This window comes from Ruegeria sp. ABV3_008, from assembly GCF_056161185.1.
This window is the reverse complement of the sequence record NZ_JBSWYP010000001.1, coordinates 127,922-142,697: the sequence shown is the minus strand read 5'-3', so window position 1 is coordinate 142,697 and position 14,776 is coordinate 127,922. Positions and strand designations below refer to the sequence as shown.

General features: G+C 58.0%; 16 protein-coding genes. 9 read left to right on the top strand and 7 right to left on the bottom strand.

What is annotated here, in order from left to right:
- Positions 1-11 precede the first annotated feature (11 nt).
- The 3 genes from phaR to ACXAH8_RS00700 all read right to left on the bottom strand — a co-directional run bounded on the left by phaR (position 12) and on the right by ACXAH8_RS00700 (position 3,075).
- A complete protein-coding gene (gene phaR, locus ACXAH8_RS00710) occupies positions 12-560 on the bottom strand; it encodes a polyhydroxyalkanoate synthesis repressor PhaR (protein WP_170552879.1) in 549 nt (182 codons plus the stop codon).
- A 134-nt stretch (positions 561-694) separates the two neighbouring features.
- On the bottom strand, positions 695-1,141 hold the full coding sequence (locus ACXAH8_RS00705; protein WP_170374114.1) for a phasin family protein: 447 nt from the start codon (positions 1,139-1,141) through the stop codon (positions 695-697).
- Between the two features lie 131 nt (positions 1,142-1,272).
- The gene (locus ACXAH8_RS00700) at positions 1,273-3,075 is read right to left on the bottom strand and encodes a PHA/PHB synthase family protein (RefSeq protein ID WP_475215291.1); all 1,803 of its coding nucleotides are present in this window, start codon (positions 3,073-3,075) and stop codon (positions 1,273-1,275) included.
- A 111-nt stretch (positions 3,076-3,186) separates the two neighbouring features.
- On the opposite strand from ACXAH8_RS00700, the gene phaZ reads away from it, so the two are divergent.
- Together phaZ and ACXAH8_RS00690 are read left to right on the top strand one after the other, a co-directional pair.
- On the top strand, positions 3,187-4,458 hold the full coding sequence (gene phaZ, locus ACXAH8_RS00695) for a polyhydroxyalkanoate depolymerase (RefSeq protein WP_170374116.1): 1,272 nt from the start codon (positions 3,187-3,189) through the stop codon (positions 4,456-4,458).
- Positions 4,459-4,463: 5 nt separating this feature from the next.
- A complete protein-coding gene (locus ACXAH8_RS00690) occupies positions 4,464-5,042 on the top strand; it encodes a DUF6151 family protein (RefSeq protein ID WP_475215288.1) in 579 nt (192 codons plus the stop codon).
- Here ACXAH8_RS00690 and ACXAH8_RS00685 read toward each other — a convergent pair.
- The 4 genes from ACXAH8_RS00685 to ACXAH8_RS00670 all read right to left on the bottom strand — a co-directional run bounded on the left by ACXAH8_RS00685 (position 5,039) and on the right by ACXAH8_RS00670 (position 8,228).
- Positions 5,039-5,749: an alpha/beta fold hydrolase gene (locus ACXAH8_RS00685; protein WP_475215285.1), complete on the bottom strand. Its 711-nt coding sequence runs from the start codon at positions 5,747-5,749 to the stop codon at positions 5,039-5,041. The two genes, ACXAH8_RS00690 and ACXAH8_RS00685, sit on opposite strands and share 4 nt — an antisense overlap.
- An 82-nt stretch (positions 5,750-5,831) precedes the next feature.
- Positions 5,832-6,446: a hypothetical protein gene (locus tag ACXAH8_RS00680; protein WP_475216253.1), complete on the bottom strand. Its 615-nt coding sequence runs from the start codon at positions 6,444-6,446 to the stop codon at positions 5,832-5,834.
- Positions 6,447-6,486: 40 nt separating this feature from the next.
- Complete coding sequence (locus tag ACXAH8_RS00675; protein WP_475215283.1) at positions 6,487-7,479, bottom strand: alpha/beta hydrolase; 993 nt, start codon at positions 7,477-7,479, stop codon at positions 6,487-6,489.
- Positions 7,479-8,228, bottom strand: a complete 750-nt coding sequence (locus tag ACXAH8_RS00670) for an alpha/beta hydrolase (protein ID WP_419739969.1) — start codon at positions 8,226-8,228, stop codon at positions 7,479-7,481. The genes ACXAH8_RS00675 and ACXAH8_RS00670 overlap by 1 nt, the downstream gene beginning before the upstream one ends.
- A 436-nt stretch (positions 8,229-8,664) precedes the next feature.
- Between ACXAH8_RS00670 and ACXAH8_RS00665 the strand changes: the two genes are divergently transcribed.
- From ACXAH8_RS00665 to ACXAH8_RS00635, 7 genes are all read left to right on the top strand, one after another.
- Positions 8,665-9,966: a tyrosine-type recombinase/integrase gene (locus ACXAH8_RS00665; protein ID WP_475215280.1), complete on the top strand. Its 1,302-nt coding sequence runs from the start codon at positions 8,665-8,667 to the stop codon at positions 9,964-9,966.
- A complete protein-coding gene (locus ACXAH8_RS00660; RefSeq protein WP_475215278.1) occupies positions 9,963-10,457 on the top strand; it encodes a hypothetical protein in 495 nt (164 codons plus the stop codon). Before ACXAH8_RS00665 ends, ACXAH8_RS00660 begins: the two co-directional genes overlap by 4 nt.
- Positions 10,458-10,541: 84 nt before the next feature.
- Entirely contained in the window at positions 10,542-10,760 is a 219-nt protein-coding gene (locus tag ACXAH8_RS00655) for a helix-turn-helix domain-containing protein (protein WP_475215274.1), read from the top strand.
- A complete protein-coding gene (locus tag ACXAH8_RS00650; protein WP_171177354.1) occupies positions 10,757-10,978 on the top strand; it encodes a helix-turn-helix domain-containing protein in 222 nt (73 codons plus the stop codon). Before ACXAH8_RS00655 ends, ACXAH8_RS00650 begins: the two co-directional genes overlap by 4 nt.
- Positions 10,979-11,152: 174 nt before the next feature.
- Entirely contained in the window at positions 11,153-12,526 is a 1,374-nt protein-coding gene (locus ACXAH8_RS00645) for a hypothetical protein (RefSeq protein ID WP_475215272.1), read from the top strand.
- Complete coding sequence (locus ACXAH8_RS00640; protein WP_475215270.1) at positions 12,523-14,001, top strand: primase-helicase family protein; 1,479 nt, start codon at positions 12,523-12,525, stop codon at positions 13,999-14,001. The genes ACXAH8_RS00645 and ACXAH8_RS00640 overlap by 4 nt, the downstream gene beginning before the upstream one ends.
- Before the next feature lie 227 nt (positions 14,002-14,228).
- Positions 14,229-14,672, top strand: a complete 444-nt coding sequence (locus ACXAH8_RS00635; protein ID WP_475215266.1) for a hypothetical protein — start codon at positions 14,229-14,231, stop codon at positions 14,670-14,672.
- Positions 14,673-14,776: the final 104 nt, after the last annotated feature.

The following is a 14,776-nucleotide window of genomic DNA, read 5'->3' as shown; positions in this document are numbered from 1 at the left end:
CGCTTATGCCTCTAGTTCAATTTCGAAAGCTTCTGCTGCAACTCGGCCAATTGCTTTTTGATGTCGTCCAGATCCTCTTTCGGTTCGGACTCGTCCTCTTTGTCGGGGCCTGACCAGTTGCCAGACAACCCGCCAGTCATCGCTTTGAGAAAAGCCTGTTGCTGCGCCTGCATCGCCTCAAACCCCGGCATCTGAGACATCGGGTTCATGGCGTTCATGTTCTCCATCATCTTGCTTTGGCTTTCGCGCAGCATGTCGAATGAGCTTTGCAGGAATTGCGGCATCATGCCCCCACCCGGCACCATGTAGCTACGCACCAGATCGTTCAGAACATTGACCGGCAGGACGTTCTCGCCCCGGCTTTCGTGTTCGGCAATGATTTGCAAAAGGTACTGGCGGGTCAGGTCATCGCCCGTTTTCAGATCAATGATCTGAACTTCGCGCCCATCGCGGATGAACCCCGCAATATCTTCGAGCGTCACGTAATCGCTGGTCTCGGTGTTATACAGCCGACGGCTGGCATAGCGCTTGATCAACAGCGGTTTTTCTTTGTCCGACACCTTGTACCCTCCCCAAGGATGATGCGTTGCAGCAGAGGTTATGCGACTGCAGCACAAAAAGAAAGGGCAGGTCAATCGACCTGCCCAACGCGATGGCACCTATAGGGAGGATAAGATGCCCGTCGCGGACGTTCTTACTTGGCAGCTGCAGCTTTCTTGGCAGCAGTCGTCACCTCAGAAGTCGCTTTCTTGACAGCTGCGGTTGCTTCTTCAGCAGCGTCTTTACCAGCGGCCATCAGCAGCTCAACGGTTTCCGACTGAACTTTTTTCGCGATTTCAGCGAAAGCAGCCAGGTTTTCAGCAGCAACTTCAGCCGACGCGCTTGCGAAGTCGGTTGCGGCTTTTGCGTAGTCAGCAGGCTCGGCCTTTGCTTTCGACATCTCGGTCAGCTTGGCCAGGGTGTCCTTGGTCCATTTGTTCGAGATTTCAGCCGATTTCTCAGCCGCGTCCAGAGCAACGCCCGACAGCTTTTCGTTCAGCGCTGCGGTCGATTTGAAGGCACCTTCCATTGCGGTGGTGTCTACCGGAAACGCGCCCATGACGTCTTTCATGATCGCGGTGAAGTCTTGGGTCTTTGCCATTGTCCTAATCCTTTTCACCGAACCGGGCCCACCCCGGTTTCCATCGGCTTGAGGACAATATGATTTCTGCATCGCAGCATTTCAAGTTTTTTCTTGCTGCGATGCAGAAAAAATAAAGTTTCATTTTGAAATCAGCGATTTGCCTTGAGCAAAACATAGCTGCCAGGCGCCGGACACAGGCTTGGATGCTCCGAATCACCCGTTTCGCGCGCCGGAACCTGCTTACCAGACCGTTTCTTCAGCCAAGCGCCCCACATCGGCCACCAGGATCCTTCGTGAAAGTCAGCGTCTTTCAACCAGGCCTCGGCATCCAACTTCAGATCTGGGTTGGTGTAGTGGCCGTATTTCTTCTTGCTGGGCGGGTTCACAATTCCGGCGATATGGCCGGACTCTGATACGACAAAAGTCTTGGACTTGGACCCCATCTGCTGAACACCGCGATAGCAGTCTTTCCAGCGGGCGATATGGTCCGTCTCGCAGGTGATAGCCATCAGGGGGACGTCCACATCCCTGACATGCAGCTTGTGGCCCAGCATCTCGAAGCCCTCGCCCACGAATTCGTTGTGCTGGCACAGGCCGCGCAGATACTGCACCGCCATCTTCCCCGGCAGGTTCGAGCCGTCGCCATTCCAATACAGCAGGTCAAAAGCCGGAGGGGTCTCTCCCATCATATAGCTGCGGATTGCAGGCGTGTAGATCAGGTCGCGCGAACGCAGGAAGGACATCGTACGCCCAAGAATCCACGCGCGTAGAAGGCCATCTTTGGCGACCTGATCCTCGATCCCATCCACAAAGTCGTTTTGCAAAAACGGCGTGAATTCTCCTTGATCGCCAAAATCGGTCAGAGCCGTAAAGAAGGTCGCCGACTTGACCGATTTGTCCCCGCGCTGTTTGAGCAGTGACAGGGTCAGGCTGAGCGTGGTGCCCGCAATGCAATACCCGACGGCGTTGACCTGTTTTACTTTGCAGATCTTCTTGACCGTCTCGATCGCAGTCAGGAACCCGTCCTGAATATAGTCCTCCATCCCCACATCAGCGTAGGTGGAGTCGGGATTAATCCAGCTAACGACAAACAGGGTGTATCCCTGCTCGGTCACCCATTTGATCAGGCTGTTCTGGGTTTTGAGGTCAAGAATGTAGAATTTGTTGATCCACGGCGGGAACAGAACGATGGGCGTTTCGTGCACCGTCTCGGTTGCTGGTTTGTATTGGATCAGCTCCATCATGCGGTTGCGATAAACAACATCGCCGGGGCTGGTCGCAATATTGACTCCAACCTCGAAGGCACTGTCATCGGCAAGCTTGACCACAAGTTCACCATCATTGGCCTCAAGGTCCGAGACGAGGTTTTCAAGCCCTTGGATCAGGGATTGCCCCTCGGTTTCGACAGCTTTCTCCAAGGCATCGGGGTTGGTTGCCAGAAAATTGGTGGGGGCCATCAGGTCAATGATCTGCTGTGAGAAATACTGAAGGCGCTGCTTGTCCTTGTCTTCAAGGTCCTCGACTGACGACACCGCCTGCGCGATGGCCTCGGCATTGGTCTGGTACTGCTGGCGGATCAAGCGAAAATAGGGGTTGGTGTCCCAAAGCGGATTGGAAAAGCGTTTGTCCTTGGGTTTGGGTTCGTCTTCATCCACTTCGCCTGTGGTCAGGGCTTGCTGCGCCTCGGCAAAGTTCAGAACGGACTTGCCCCAGTATTCGATCTGCTGTTCCAGCAGTTTGGCGGGATTCTGCAATGCGTCGGCCCAATAGGCCGTTGCCGCACGTGCATAAAGCTCTTGATTCGGGCCGTCCAATGCCGGGACATGAGACTTCTTCGAAGCCATGACTTCGATCAGTCGCTTGGAGAGAGCCTCAACCTTCTCCATATTTTCTTTAATGCGTTCAATATGTTCTTCGGTAACTTGGCCCGTATTGTCTTCACTTGTTGTCATTTTAACAATTCACCCCTACTCTCGCTGCTATGCAGAATAACGTCGCGGACGTTGGTCGACAAAGCGACGAATGGTCCGAACTCTTAGGTTGATACTCCGGAGGATCCTTCGATGCGCTACATGATGACCTACGATCTGATGGAAACCATGCGCAATACGAACCAATGGCTTGGTTCGACGGCAAACGCGATGGCCTCCTACCCGCTGTTTTCGATGGTTCCCAACCCGGCGTTCAGCTGGATGGCCGCCTGGGGTGAAGTGACCGAGCGCACCTTCCAACGCATGGTCGCGAAGCCCGATTGGGGCATCCGGACGTTCACGTGTGAAGATGGCAAAGATCATCTGGTCGAAGTCACCTCGGTTCTGGAGCGTCCCTTTGGGGACCTTCTCCATTTCAAGGTAAACGGGCGCGAAACGCAACCTCGCAAGGTGCTTTTGGTGGCTCCAATGTCCGGTCACTACGCCACATTGCTGCGCTCGACCGTCAAAAGTCTGCTGGTCAATTGCGAAGTTTACATCACCGATTGGCATAATGCGCGCGATATCCCCGTGTCCGCTGGCAAGTTCGATGTCGAGGATTACACCCTCTACCTTGTCGATTTTATGAAGGAGCTTGGCCCGGACACGCACGTGGTCGCCGTGTGCCAACCTGCGCCGCTGACACTGGCCGCAACCGCCTATCTGGCCGAGGTCGAACCGAAGGCCCAACCCAGCACCCTGACACTGATCGGTGGCCCGGTCGATCCCGACGCTACCCCGACCGACGTAACCGACTTTGGCCGTCGCGTGACGATGGGCCAGTTGGAAGAGACCATGATCCAGCGCGTTGGTTTCAAATACAAAGGCGTGGGTCGGATGGTTTATCCCGGCCTGTTGCAGCTGGCGTCGTTCATGTCGATGAATGCAGAACGCCACTCCACCGCTTTCACGGATCAGATCCAGCGCGTGATGCGGGGGGAAGCCTCGGACCATGATGCCCATAATCGCTTCTACGATGAATATCTCGCTGTCATGGATATGCCAGCCGAGTTTTACCTCTCCACGGTCGAACGCATTTTCAAAAACCGCGAGATCGGGCGGAACGAGTTTGTCGTCGCCGGGCACAAGGTGGATATGGGCAAGATCACCGATGTGGCCGTGAAAACCGTGGAAGGCGCGAATGACGATATCTCGGCCCCCGGACAGTGTATCGCAGCGCTTGATCTGTGCACCGGTCTGCCAGACAGCAAGAAAGCCAGCCATGTTGAACCCGGTGCGGGGCACTACGGCATCTTTGCAGGCCGCAGCTGGCGCGACAATATCCGCCCGCTGGTCATCGACTTCATGAACGAGAACAGCCGCAAACCGCGTCGTCGGGCGGCCAACAGCAATAAAGTCGCGTAAGGGCTTTGGCGTCAGAGTCTGACCTCACCTTTTCTTGCGCCTGTGGGACACTGACAGGGCGCATCACATCCGATGGTGCGCGTCTGGGTACCCATGCCGAATGCTTTTGCCACGACTGCCGTGCCGCCCAGCGTTACTTCGGCCAACCCGACCCGGCCCCCGGCCCGGTTGAGGTGTTTCAAATCGCCCCCGACGAGGTGACGATTGACAGCGGCGCCGACCATTTGGCGGCGATGTCACTGAGCCCGAAGGGTATGCTGCGATGGTATGCCAAATGCTGCAACGCGCCCTTGGCAACGACGCCACGCACCGCCAGATTTCCCTTTGCGGGGTTCATCGCTTTGCGTATCGCCGATCACGCGCGGCTTGGCCCGATTGCGACTCGCGGGTTCGTGCCTCGGCCCAACGGAAAGCAAAAGCACGAAAATCTGGCTCCGGCGGCAATTGGGTTGCTTAGGCGCGTGATCAAATCAAGACTATCCGGCGGGTGGAAGAACACGCCGTTCTTTGATCCTGAGAGTTTTGAGCCCGTCGTGACACCGACGGTGATCAGCAAAGAGGAACGCGCAGCGCTCTACCCCTAGGCCATGCGCAAGGGTTCATCCAGCCACGCCTGCATCAGGTCGATCACCTGCTCGGGCGCTTCCAGACTTGGCAGATATCCGGCCGCATCAATTGTGTGCATCACCGCATTTGGGATCATGTCCGCCATAAAGGCATGTTTGCGCTCGGGCGTCAGCCGGTCATGCTTTCCACACAGGATCAGGCTGGGCGCTTTGATCCGGCGCAACGTGCCCTGCTGATCCGCGCGCCTCTGCAGCGCACGCATCTGGGTGACAAAAACCTCGGCGCCAAAATCAATTGCCATTGACAGCAGGTCGTTCAAAACGGGGATCCGCTGCGGCCCCGGCGCCAGAGTGTCCGACCCGACAACCCGCCGCATAACCTCTTCAAGCCGACCAGCCTGCGCGCCGATGATCAGATCTTCCCGAGCGGCTGCGATCTGCGGTGTGTCGGCCTGAGCATCCGTTGAGATCAGGCACAACCGCGACACCCGATCCGGGGCGCGACGGACAAGCTCCAACGCCACCACGCCTCCCAGCCCGTGCCCGGCCAGCGCGAACCGATGAGGCAGCTGATCCAACAGATCCGAGGCGATCTCTTCAATCCGCTCCCCCCGACTGATCGCCGAGACGACCACGGCGCGGCGGCGTGAAAAGGCATCAATTTGGGGATGAAACAGCCGGGCATCACACATCAAACCCGGCAACAACACCAGCGGCTCAATCACGTGGGGCCTCCTTCTGCTCGGTTATCCGAGTCGTTCCTTCTCATCAGGATGGAAGGTTTGGATCAGCCCAGCAAGTGAATCTTTATGGATAGGCGATTCCACGGAACGACGGGAAATCAGCATAGCGTTTCTGACGGACGGAAAGTGTTTCGGCTGGCTCGGCCCCCGGTCGTAAAAGGCAACCTTTGGGCGCGATATAGCTGTCGATCCGGCGTTGAGGCGTGGGGCGCCACACCAGATTGAATGCGCAGAGTTTCGGGAAAAACCAGATCTCGGAGTAGTCAAGATGATCATGCATCCACCACGCCAGATCGCGCCAGTCCCGCCCCTGCGTGTAGCGATCCGCAAACCAGGGGATCACGATAGACGCACCAGCGACTCGCGCCTCACCTTGCCCCCAGTCCCAGATATGGCACTCCAACGGATTGTCATTGCGCGCGCAATTCAGCCGGTTTTCGTTGCCGAACGTATTCAAGGACGGCGACCGATAGCCCGAGCGCACTGCGACCCGGCCAAAGGTCTCCTCTAGTGGGTCCAGCAAAGCTTGGCAAAAGGCGCTGCCGGTTTCGATGGCCAGATCCGGGCTCTCCGGCAGGTTCTGCTTTTGGTGGAAATTCCCGATCTCGGAGTACAGGAAATCGCGCATGAAGAAATGCCGGGACAGACGCACACGACCCAGCGTCTCAAGGCTCCACATACTGCCCGGCTTGCGCATCGCTATGCCCTTGAACGAGGGGTCATTCGATCCCCTGCGTTTTCAACCACGCCAATACCCCTTTCACCGTCGGCTCTGTCTGGTCCGGAGACATCAGGCGACCGGCGATCACATGCGACATCGGATCATCCCCCGACCCCATTGTGACAAGCTCAACTGTTGCTGGCGCACCCCAGGCCTCGGCCACCTTGTGTGTCTTGTCCGGGCGCACAACCTGATCATCATCCGAGAACCAGAACAGCGCCGGCACCAAAGCTTGTGAGAAATCAAGACCGTAGACCGTTTCGACGAGAACAGTCATCGGCACCACGGCCTCCCACGGGTAAACCGAAGTCCAGTACTTGTTCTTTTCTGGATCTGGCCCGGATACATCTCGTTCCGGCCCCATCAGCAGTGGCAACCAATCCCGAGCCCAAGGCAGACCGGGTATGAACGCCCCTGTCGCATTCACTCCGAAATTCGGCGACACAAACACCATTGCCGCGACATCCTCGCTGAGGTCCGGGTTCAAAGCGGCCGCCGCTGCCAGCGTGCCCCCGGTCGATGTCGAAATGACTACGACCTTTTCCCCAACGGCCTTGGCCGCCGCCAGCCCTTCGGCCATGTCCTGCATCCAGCCCGAGGCGGTCGCATCGCCCATCGCGGCCCCACTGCGCCCATGTCCTTGCAAGCGCGCATAAACCAGATTGGCCCCAAGAGCATCAGCGACCATATCAGGCACGGGGCGGATCTCTTCTGAACTGGCCGAGAAGCCATGGACATATAGCACCGAAAAAGGCGTGCGCTGTTCTTTGAACCCGTCCTGCCAGATCACACGTTTTTCAACGCCGGGAACAATATCGTCAAAGGCGGATTCCGTGCTTTCAAAATAGACCTGAACACCTTCGCCAAACTTGCGGGGGTCGAAATCGGGATCCAGGTTCACCTCTTCCCGCGGCCCGAACCAATAGATCAGGCCTCCGACAACGATCAGAACCAGTAGAATTCGCCCCAGCACCCATCCGAACCAGCGCATCACTCATCCCCCAAAACGTCGAGAACGGCGTTCTCGATCAAGCCAAGGCACGGCCCGTCCGAGAACCGATGGTCCGCATCCTTGACCAGCAACAATCGCATATCCGTTCCTGTCGCATGCTCAATTAGACGTAAGGCTGTTTCAGTCGACACCGCCGTATCAGCCGTTCCCTGCAAAAAACGTACGGGAAACGGTAAATCCAACGCGTCCCGCAGAACCAGGCGCTGCCGACCATCCTCGATCATACGCTTTGTGATGATGTAAGGCTCCATATAATCCGAGGGCAATTCCACATGCCCAACCTCCTCCAGCGCTGCCTTCTGCGCATCTGAGAAGGACGCCCAATAGCCGTCCTCGGTAAAATCCGGGGCTGCGGCGATGGTCACCATGCCCACAAGTCGCTCCGGCAACGCCTTGGCCAGCAGCAACGCCTGCCAGCCGCCCATCGACGACCCAACGACCACCAAAGGCCCCTCAGTCAAGGCACCTACCGCTGCCAGCGTATCTTCATGCCAATCGCCAATGCAGCCGTCAGTGAACGCCTCAGAGCTTTCTCCATGCCCGGAATAGTCAAACCGCAAGAACGCCTGCCCCCGCGCCTGCGCCCAAGCCTCAAGATGAACGGCCTTGGTGCCCTCCATATCCGATTTCAAACCTCCCAGAAAAACAATTGTCGGCCCGGCCCCTTCACTCTTGTGATAAGCCAACCGCCGCCCCTGCGCCGTTTCCAAAAAATCTGTTGCTGCCATGAAGCCCTCTTTGCTTTCCTGACATCATGCACGCCCCCCGCCTAAGTGCAATTCCGTGATCCTCCTTCATCTGGCTAAAAATACCTCGGGGAGCGCGAGGGGCTGGCCCCTCGCTCCCGCTCTTGACACAATCCCCACCACCTGCCAAAGCAGCCAGACGCAAATAACCCGCAACCGGGCGTTCTCATACCCCGCGCCAGCGAACCCCCTGCAAATTCATGGAAAAACACAAAAAAAACAGGCGTTTGCTTGTATCACCAAACCGTTTCACTGCCCCTGTCAGACCCACTCAACCCGCGTGGATATCATGCCAAAACAGTGACGCATCAGTGACGAGGGGCTGGTAGCGGTGCGATGGCGTTGCTAAATCCAAGGTGTCGGGGGGTGCGTCAACACCCGCCCGACTGACACGACCGAACTGCATAAGGACGCGGCCATGACAAAGAACACATCTGACTTTCTGACCTCAGTTGCAAGTCTCGTGGATCAGGACGACCGCGACCCCCGCGAGGTTGTTGCTGACCTGATGCAGGCTGCACTCGACACGGGCATCCGCAAGGAACTGCGCGCCAGTGTTGCGTTTGCCCTCGAACAGGCGAACGGAACCGCTGCCAAGGAATTGACTGATCTGGCCTGCCGCCGCCTGAAACCCGGTCGGCGTCTCTCGGACCCGCAATACGCGGGCCTTACGCTTGTAGCCACCACACGGGGCAAGCGTTGGATTTACCGCACCCAGAAAGGCAAGCGGCAGCGACAAATCACCCTCGGGCACTACCCCGCCATGAGCCTTGCCGAGGCACGAGAGGCGTGGGCGCAGCCCGTCACCAAGGTCGCCGACAAGCGGTCTGAAACGACGCTGGACGAACTGACCGAGGCTTACATCACAGCCATGCAGACGCGCGGCACAAAGTCGTGGCGGCGGTCGGAGAACATCCTCACCAAGAACGTCCTGCCCAACCATGGCGGCATGCGCCTCGGCGCGCTGGACGTGGAGGCCCTGAACGCAACGTTTGCCCACCTGATAGATGACAAGCCCGGTGCGGCGCACAACATCCGCATGGCGATGGCAAGCATGTTCAAGTGGGCCAGCGAGAAGAAAATGATGCCCGCAGGCGTACCGGTCCCGCAGTTGGATAAGACCCCGAAATCACAGATCAAGGACTACCGCCCGTCCATGTCCGAACTGCGCACGATGGTCCGGGGCCTTGACGAACTGCAAGTCATCGACCGGGACATCATGCGCCTGCAACTGCTGACGGGCACCCGCATCAGCGAGGCGCTGGGCGCTGAGTGGTCGGAGATTGACCTTGAACATGGACGCTGGACCATTCCCGCCCAGCGCATGAAAGCCAAGAAAGAACATCTGGTCATGCTCTCGGCGCAGGCGGTCGAGTTGCTGCGCAACCAACCCACGCGAGAGGGTCGTGTGTTCGGTCGTCGTGGCCGCAAGACTGTCTCGTTGAATTGGGCGCGGCAGCGCGACGAGTTAAGCCTGCCCACCGACTACACCAGCCACGCCAACCGTAAGGCGCTGCTTAGTTGGGTTGCCGAAAACGGTGGCGGCAAGGACATCCGCGACCGCCTGTCCGCACATAGCCCTGACACCAGCGAGGCGGACGCGCATTATCAGCTATCCGAGTTGAACCAGCCCGCCGCCGAATGGTGGCAGAAATGGGCGGACTTCCTCGACGGGCTCACCGCTGAGAGCGTGGTGCAGTTGTCGGAGGGACGGGCATGACCAAGCCGAAACCCAACCCGTTCGCCGACGCCCAGCGCGTCGATACCACGGCCACGATCATGCGCCGCCTGAAAGTGAGCCGCGAAGAAGCCGAGCGGCTGGCGGCGCTGCCATCGGGTAAAGTGAGTGCGCTGGACTTCATCAAATTGCGCCTGCTGAACCTAGACGGGCATGACCCCCGAGAGGATCACATAGAGGCAGAATCGGCTTACACGGCAGTGCAAAGCGTCCTGAGCGAGCGCAACAGCGCGCGCGGTAAGAACGCCCGCCCCGGTCGTCGTCTTCACCATGACGAGGTGATTAGGCGAGCGATGGCGATAGTTGAACGCAGCCCAAACATGGCAGGTTCGGCGAAACACCTCGCGGAACGGGTTTATGATGAGATGTCGTTAGAACGGACTGCGGATGAGGTGGCGAAACTACCTTCCGAGGGCAGCATAGCCCGCTGGATACGGGCGGAATTCAAGAAAAATGGACCGCTAAAAAGATAGTTTGCGCGTAACTGAGTTACGAATTCGTCCATCTGGAACACCCCCTGTTAGCCAAGTGTCACGACCTAATTAATGGAGTGACACATGGCTAGAGAGCCTGACCTGACTATCGCCGAGGCATGCACTGAGATGAACGTCTCGAGTAATGCGGTCGGCAAGCTGATAGCGTCCGGGCAATTGTCTACTTACTTCGTAGGCAAGCAAGAGCGCATCACACGAACCTCACTAGATGAGTACAAGGCGAACAACGCCTACGTGCCCGACCCTGCCCTTTTGGCTAAGGTGGCAGGAGACGCAGCATAAGCGCCCCGGTCCCTACCCCAAATCAATCCTCGGACCTGTCCGTCAAGGAAACCTGTCGCGAGTTGCAGGTGTCGTCCTCGACCGTCTGGCGCTGGCTCAGTAGCGGCGAGTTGACCGGCTACTCGAACGGGCGCGTCACGCGCATCGACCGCGCCAGCATCGACGCCTTCAAGGAACGGAACCGCATCCAGCCAAAGGAGCGAGACGATGCCGCGTGATCTGGACCTGGCGCTCCTGAACCAGCGAGCGTGAGGGAAATAAGTGCTGTTTCGGAGGGGCATCAGTGACGCGAACAGTGACCGCCTCTGCCCGAGCCGCCGAAACACGCAGTAAAACGATGAATTGCCCGCAACACAAGCTTCTGTGGGCGCAAGATGAAGGAAAACGGTGAAATGGCGCGTAATCGGAACACCCCGCCGCTCAGCTACACGCGGATTGAACTGACTAAACCCGAGACGGGTGGCAAACACTACCGCTGGGGCGCTGACAACGAACTGGATAAGGAAACCGTTGGCTGGCTCAGCGCGGGGCGGGCGTTCGTGGACGAGGCCACCAACATGGCGGATTTCGCTACAGTGCTGAACACTGAACTGCGCGCTGGGCGGGACGTGCTGACCTACGGCGTCCCGACAATCGACATGCCCGACGATGGTGTGCTGCTGGTTACCAAGGAACGGGTCACACCCGGCACCATCGCCCGCAGCGAGGACCATTTCGCATGGCCCGAGGGTCCAGCCATCCTCGCTGCCGACTATGACCCACGACCCGACCACTCCGCGCTGAGCCGTGAGGATTTGTGGCGACAGGTCGTGACCGCCGTGCCGGGATATGCCGACCACGACGTGTTGTGGGGTTGCTCGTCGTCCTCCTATATTTTCGATACTGTTCTCGATTGCGAGGTGGTCGGGCTCAAAGGGCAGCGCCTATACATGGGCGTTGAGGACGGCACGGACATACCCCGCGCAGCCGAGGTCCTGCTCAAACGCCTCTGGCTGAACGGGTTCGGCTACATCCTCATCTCAGGCAGTGGCGCGCAATTGATACGTGCCACGCTTGACCCGTGTATGTACCAACCCTCACGGCAGGACTACGCCGCCGGGGCTGTATGTGGTGAGGGTTTGGAGCAACGCCGCCCTGACGCTTTCCTGATCAGCGAGGGGCTGGCCCTGGCCGATACGCGACGGGTCTTTCCAGACCTGACATCCGATGAGGAGCATGAGTATGCGGAGCGCGTCGCGCGCGAGTTAGCGCGGACCCGCGACAGGGCACACGCAAAGCGAGAAGTCTGGGCAGGCGAACGGCTTGAGGTAGAGGCGCGCACAGCGCTGGGCGTCGCGGCTACGCCAGGGGCCATCGCCGCGCATGTGACCGACGCCACGCAGCGCGGACGGCGCAAGGAACTGCTGGGCATGCATGAGACGGAACACACGGTCCTTGGGTCGGATTTTGTGTTGCACCTGTCCAACGGGCAACTCGTGACCGTGGGTGATGTCCTGATGCACCCCAGCGTCTACGACAAAGCCAAGACCCGCGACCCACTAGAACCCGATTACCGAGACGGTGCCATCACCGGCATGATCTTTGCTTATGGCCGACGCCTCACGTCTCACGCGCACGGGAAGGTGCGCAAGTACATCCTTGGCACTGACGCGGAATACCGGGACATGTTCGCCCGCCGGTTCGACGCGCTCAGAAAGCTCCCGAGACGCGAACAAGACACCCGCGAGGCGAGAATCTCCCGCATGATGGAGACTAGGTTGAAATGAACAAAAAAGACATCAAACGGCGTCTGGCGGAAATCGCTGAGATGGACTGGCTCGAACATGACGACGCGCTCGACGCGCTACGGGACGACTGCACCGACGCAGGTGTTCGAATGACCAAGAAGAACCTCGAAAAGTCGCTCAAGCGGATGATCAAGCACCGCGACGCAGACGAACGACAGGACGCCGCGCAACAGGCCACGGAACTTTTAAACGCAGAATTCTTCGCGTTAATCATCGGCAGCAAATTCCGCGTTGGTTATTGGGTTGAGCAGCCGATGCGGCTCAAGAAGAACACGACCGGCGACATGAAAATGCGCAAGGTTCTTTCGCTGCTCACCAAGGCAGATTTCTTGGCTCTGGTCGAAAACATCACCGTTGCGACCCCCGAAGGGTTGGTGCCTGCCGGTCCGCTTTGGATGGCATCACCCGACCGACGCCAGTACAAGGGCACAGTCATGATGCCCACAGGCGAGGTTCCTGACGGTTTCCTGAACCTGTGGATGGGTTGGGGTGTTGAGCCGAAAGAGGGGCCGTGCGACCTGATCCTCGACCACATCCGCGACGTGATCTGCAATGGCGACGAAGCGCTGAACGAATACACCCTGAATTTCATCGCTGCCAAAATCCAAGACCCGGCCCGTGTAATGGGCGTCATGCCCGCCTTTCTCGGCGGGCAGGGCACGCGTAAAGGCATCATCTTTGACGACCTGTTGGCGCAGCGTATTTTCAATCAACACGCCGTGGTGATCGAAGAAAGCGGCCACCTGCTGGGGAAATTCAATAAGCACCTCATGAGCGCCTGCTACGTGTTCGCAGACGAGTGCTTCTTTGTCGGTGACAAGAAGGCCAACCAGAAAATGAAACGGCGCATCACGGCCAAAACGATGCTGCTTGAGGCCAAGGGGCTCGACGGCGAAACCACCCCCTCATATCTGGGCATCGTCGCCGCCACTAACGAAAGTCACGCCGTCCACGTGGAGCATGATGACCGTCGCGTCGTAGTGGGTCGGACCAGTGATGACCGGAAGCGCGATTATGAATACTTCGAACGCCTGTCCAACCACATTGAAGGCGACGGCGCGGCGCACTTCCTACAAAAGATGCTGAACCGCGACGTGTCGGACTGGAACCCAGAGCGCGACCGCCCCCTCACAGCTGAAACCATCCACCAGAAAGAACAGTCTCTCAAAGGCGTCCACCGATGGTGGATGGAAGCCGTTCACAGCGGAGAATTCCCGGTAGAGGGGTACTTTTTTGAGCACGGAATCGTTGAAAAAACCCCCGATTGGAGGAAGGAACCAGTCCGAATTTCCCGAAAAAAGGTTCGAGAGGCGTACCAAAAGTGGACTTTGAGCAATGTCGGTGAGCGGTACTCAGACCACGGCTTCAAGGCGTTCTGGAACACCTTGGGAGAGATAGCGGACTTTGGAGAGCCGGAAGGTTCGAACAGCGACCAAAAGAGCATTTTTTCGTAATTACCAAAACAAATCAAAAAGTTAAATGATTTTTTGGGCCTTCCTGACGAGTTTTGAGAGGAAGGAACGGAAGGAATGAATATATATAATCACATAATACGCGAGAGCGCGCTCCCTCCCGAACTGTATGACAGGGAGGTGTATATACATACAGACACACCGCGCACGTCATAAATTTAAAAAATACACATTCCTTCCTCACTTTCCTTCCTCTCGGGTCTTTTAACATGAACCGGCACGAGCGCAGGAAGCGCACCGCACAGGCCCGCAAGTCCGGTGTCGTCACCATTGAGGCGACGCCCCTCATATTCGAATTTCTGGATGGTAATCCCGACGCCGTGGAGGTCGCCACACGGGTGTTCGGTAGCCTCGGCAGGGATATCCATGCCTGTGCGGCCTGTGACATCCGCTGGCACTACGACCTGCAACCTGTTCTCCTAATCCGCATTCGAGAAGGCAAGCGCCGTGACCGGACATATGTCGGGGCAGAATACCACGAGTGTATCCAGCGACATGGCGTAAAGTGCTACTGCGCCGCTGACGTAATGAGAATACGCGCGACGTGGCCTGCGTCATCCAACCCGCGAAACCCAAAACCAACGGCGATCGGGATACACAATGAGATCGACCTAGTACCAGCATGCAGTGAGGCTTCGTCGATCGAAAGGTAGGCGTCGGGGTGGGTTTTGTCAGGCGAGGCAAAACCCTGAAAATACCCCCCCCCACCAAAACCCTGAAAATACCCCCCCCCCACCCCGACAAAAACACCGGGGCC

Bases quoted from the DNA above. Each gene is read 5' to 3' on its own strand.
- ACXAH8_RS00660 (WP_475215278.1), top strand. From the start codon at position 9,963: ATGACCAAGCCGAAACCCAACCCGTTCGCCGACGCCCAGCGCGTCGAT.
- ACXAH8_RS00675 (WP_475215283.1), bottom strand. From the start codon at position 7,479: ATGCGCTGGTTCGGATGGGTGCTGGGGCGAATTCTACTGGTTCTGATC.
- ACXAH8_RS00655 (WP_475215274.1), top strand. From the start codon at position 10,542: ATGGCTAGAGAGCCTGACCTGACTATCGCCGAGGCATGCACTGAGATG.
- ACXAH8_RS00645 (WP_475215272.1), top strand. From the start codon at position 11,153: ATGGCGCGTAATCGGAACACCCCGCCGCTCAGCTACACGCGGATTGAA.
- ACXAH8_RS00700 (WP_475215291.1), bottom strand. From the start codon at position 3,075: ATGACAACAAGTGAAGACAATACGGGCCAAGTTACCGAAGAACATATT.
- ACXAH8_RS00705 (WP_170374114.1), bottom strand. From the start codon at position 1,141: ATGGCAAAGACCCAAGACTTCACCGCGATCATGAAAGACGTCATGGGC.
- ACXAH8_RS00640 (WP_475215270.1), top strand. From the start codon at position 12,523: ATGAACAAAAAAGACATCAAACGGCGTCTGGCGGAAATCGCTGAGATG.
- ACXAH8_RS00635 (WP_475215266.1), top strand. From the start codon at position 14,229: ATGAACCGGCACGAGCGCAGGAAGCGCACCGCACAGGCCCGCAAGTCC.
- phaZ (WP_170374116.1), top strand. From the start codon at position 3,187: ATGCGCTACATGATGACCTACGATCTGATGGAAACCATGCGCAATACG.
- ACXAH8_RS00670 (WP_419739969.1), bottom strand. From the start codon at position 8,228: ATGGCAGCAACAGATTTTTTGGAAACGGCGCAGGGGCGGCGGTTGGCT.
- ACXAH8_RS00680 (WP_475216253.1), bottom strand. From the start codon at position 6,446: ATGTGGAGCCTTGAGACGCTGGGTCGTGTGCGTCTGTCCCGGCATTTC.
- ACXAH8_RS00665 (WP_475215280.1), top strand. From the start codon at position 8,665: ATGACAAAGAACACATCTGACTTTCTGACCTCAGTTGCAAGTCTCGTG.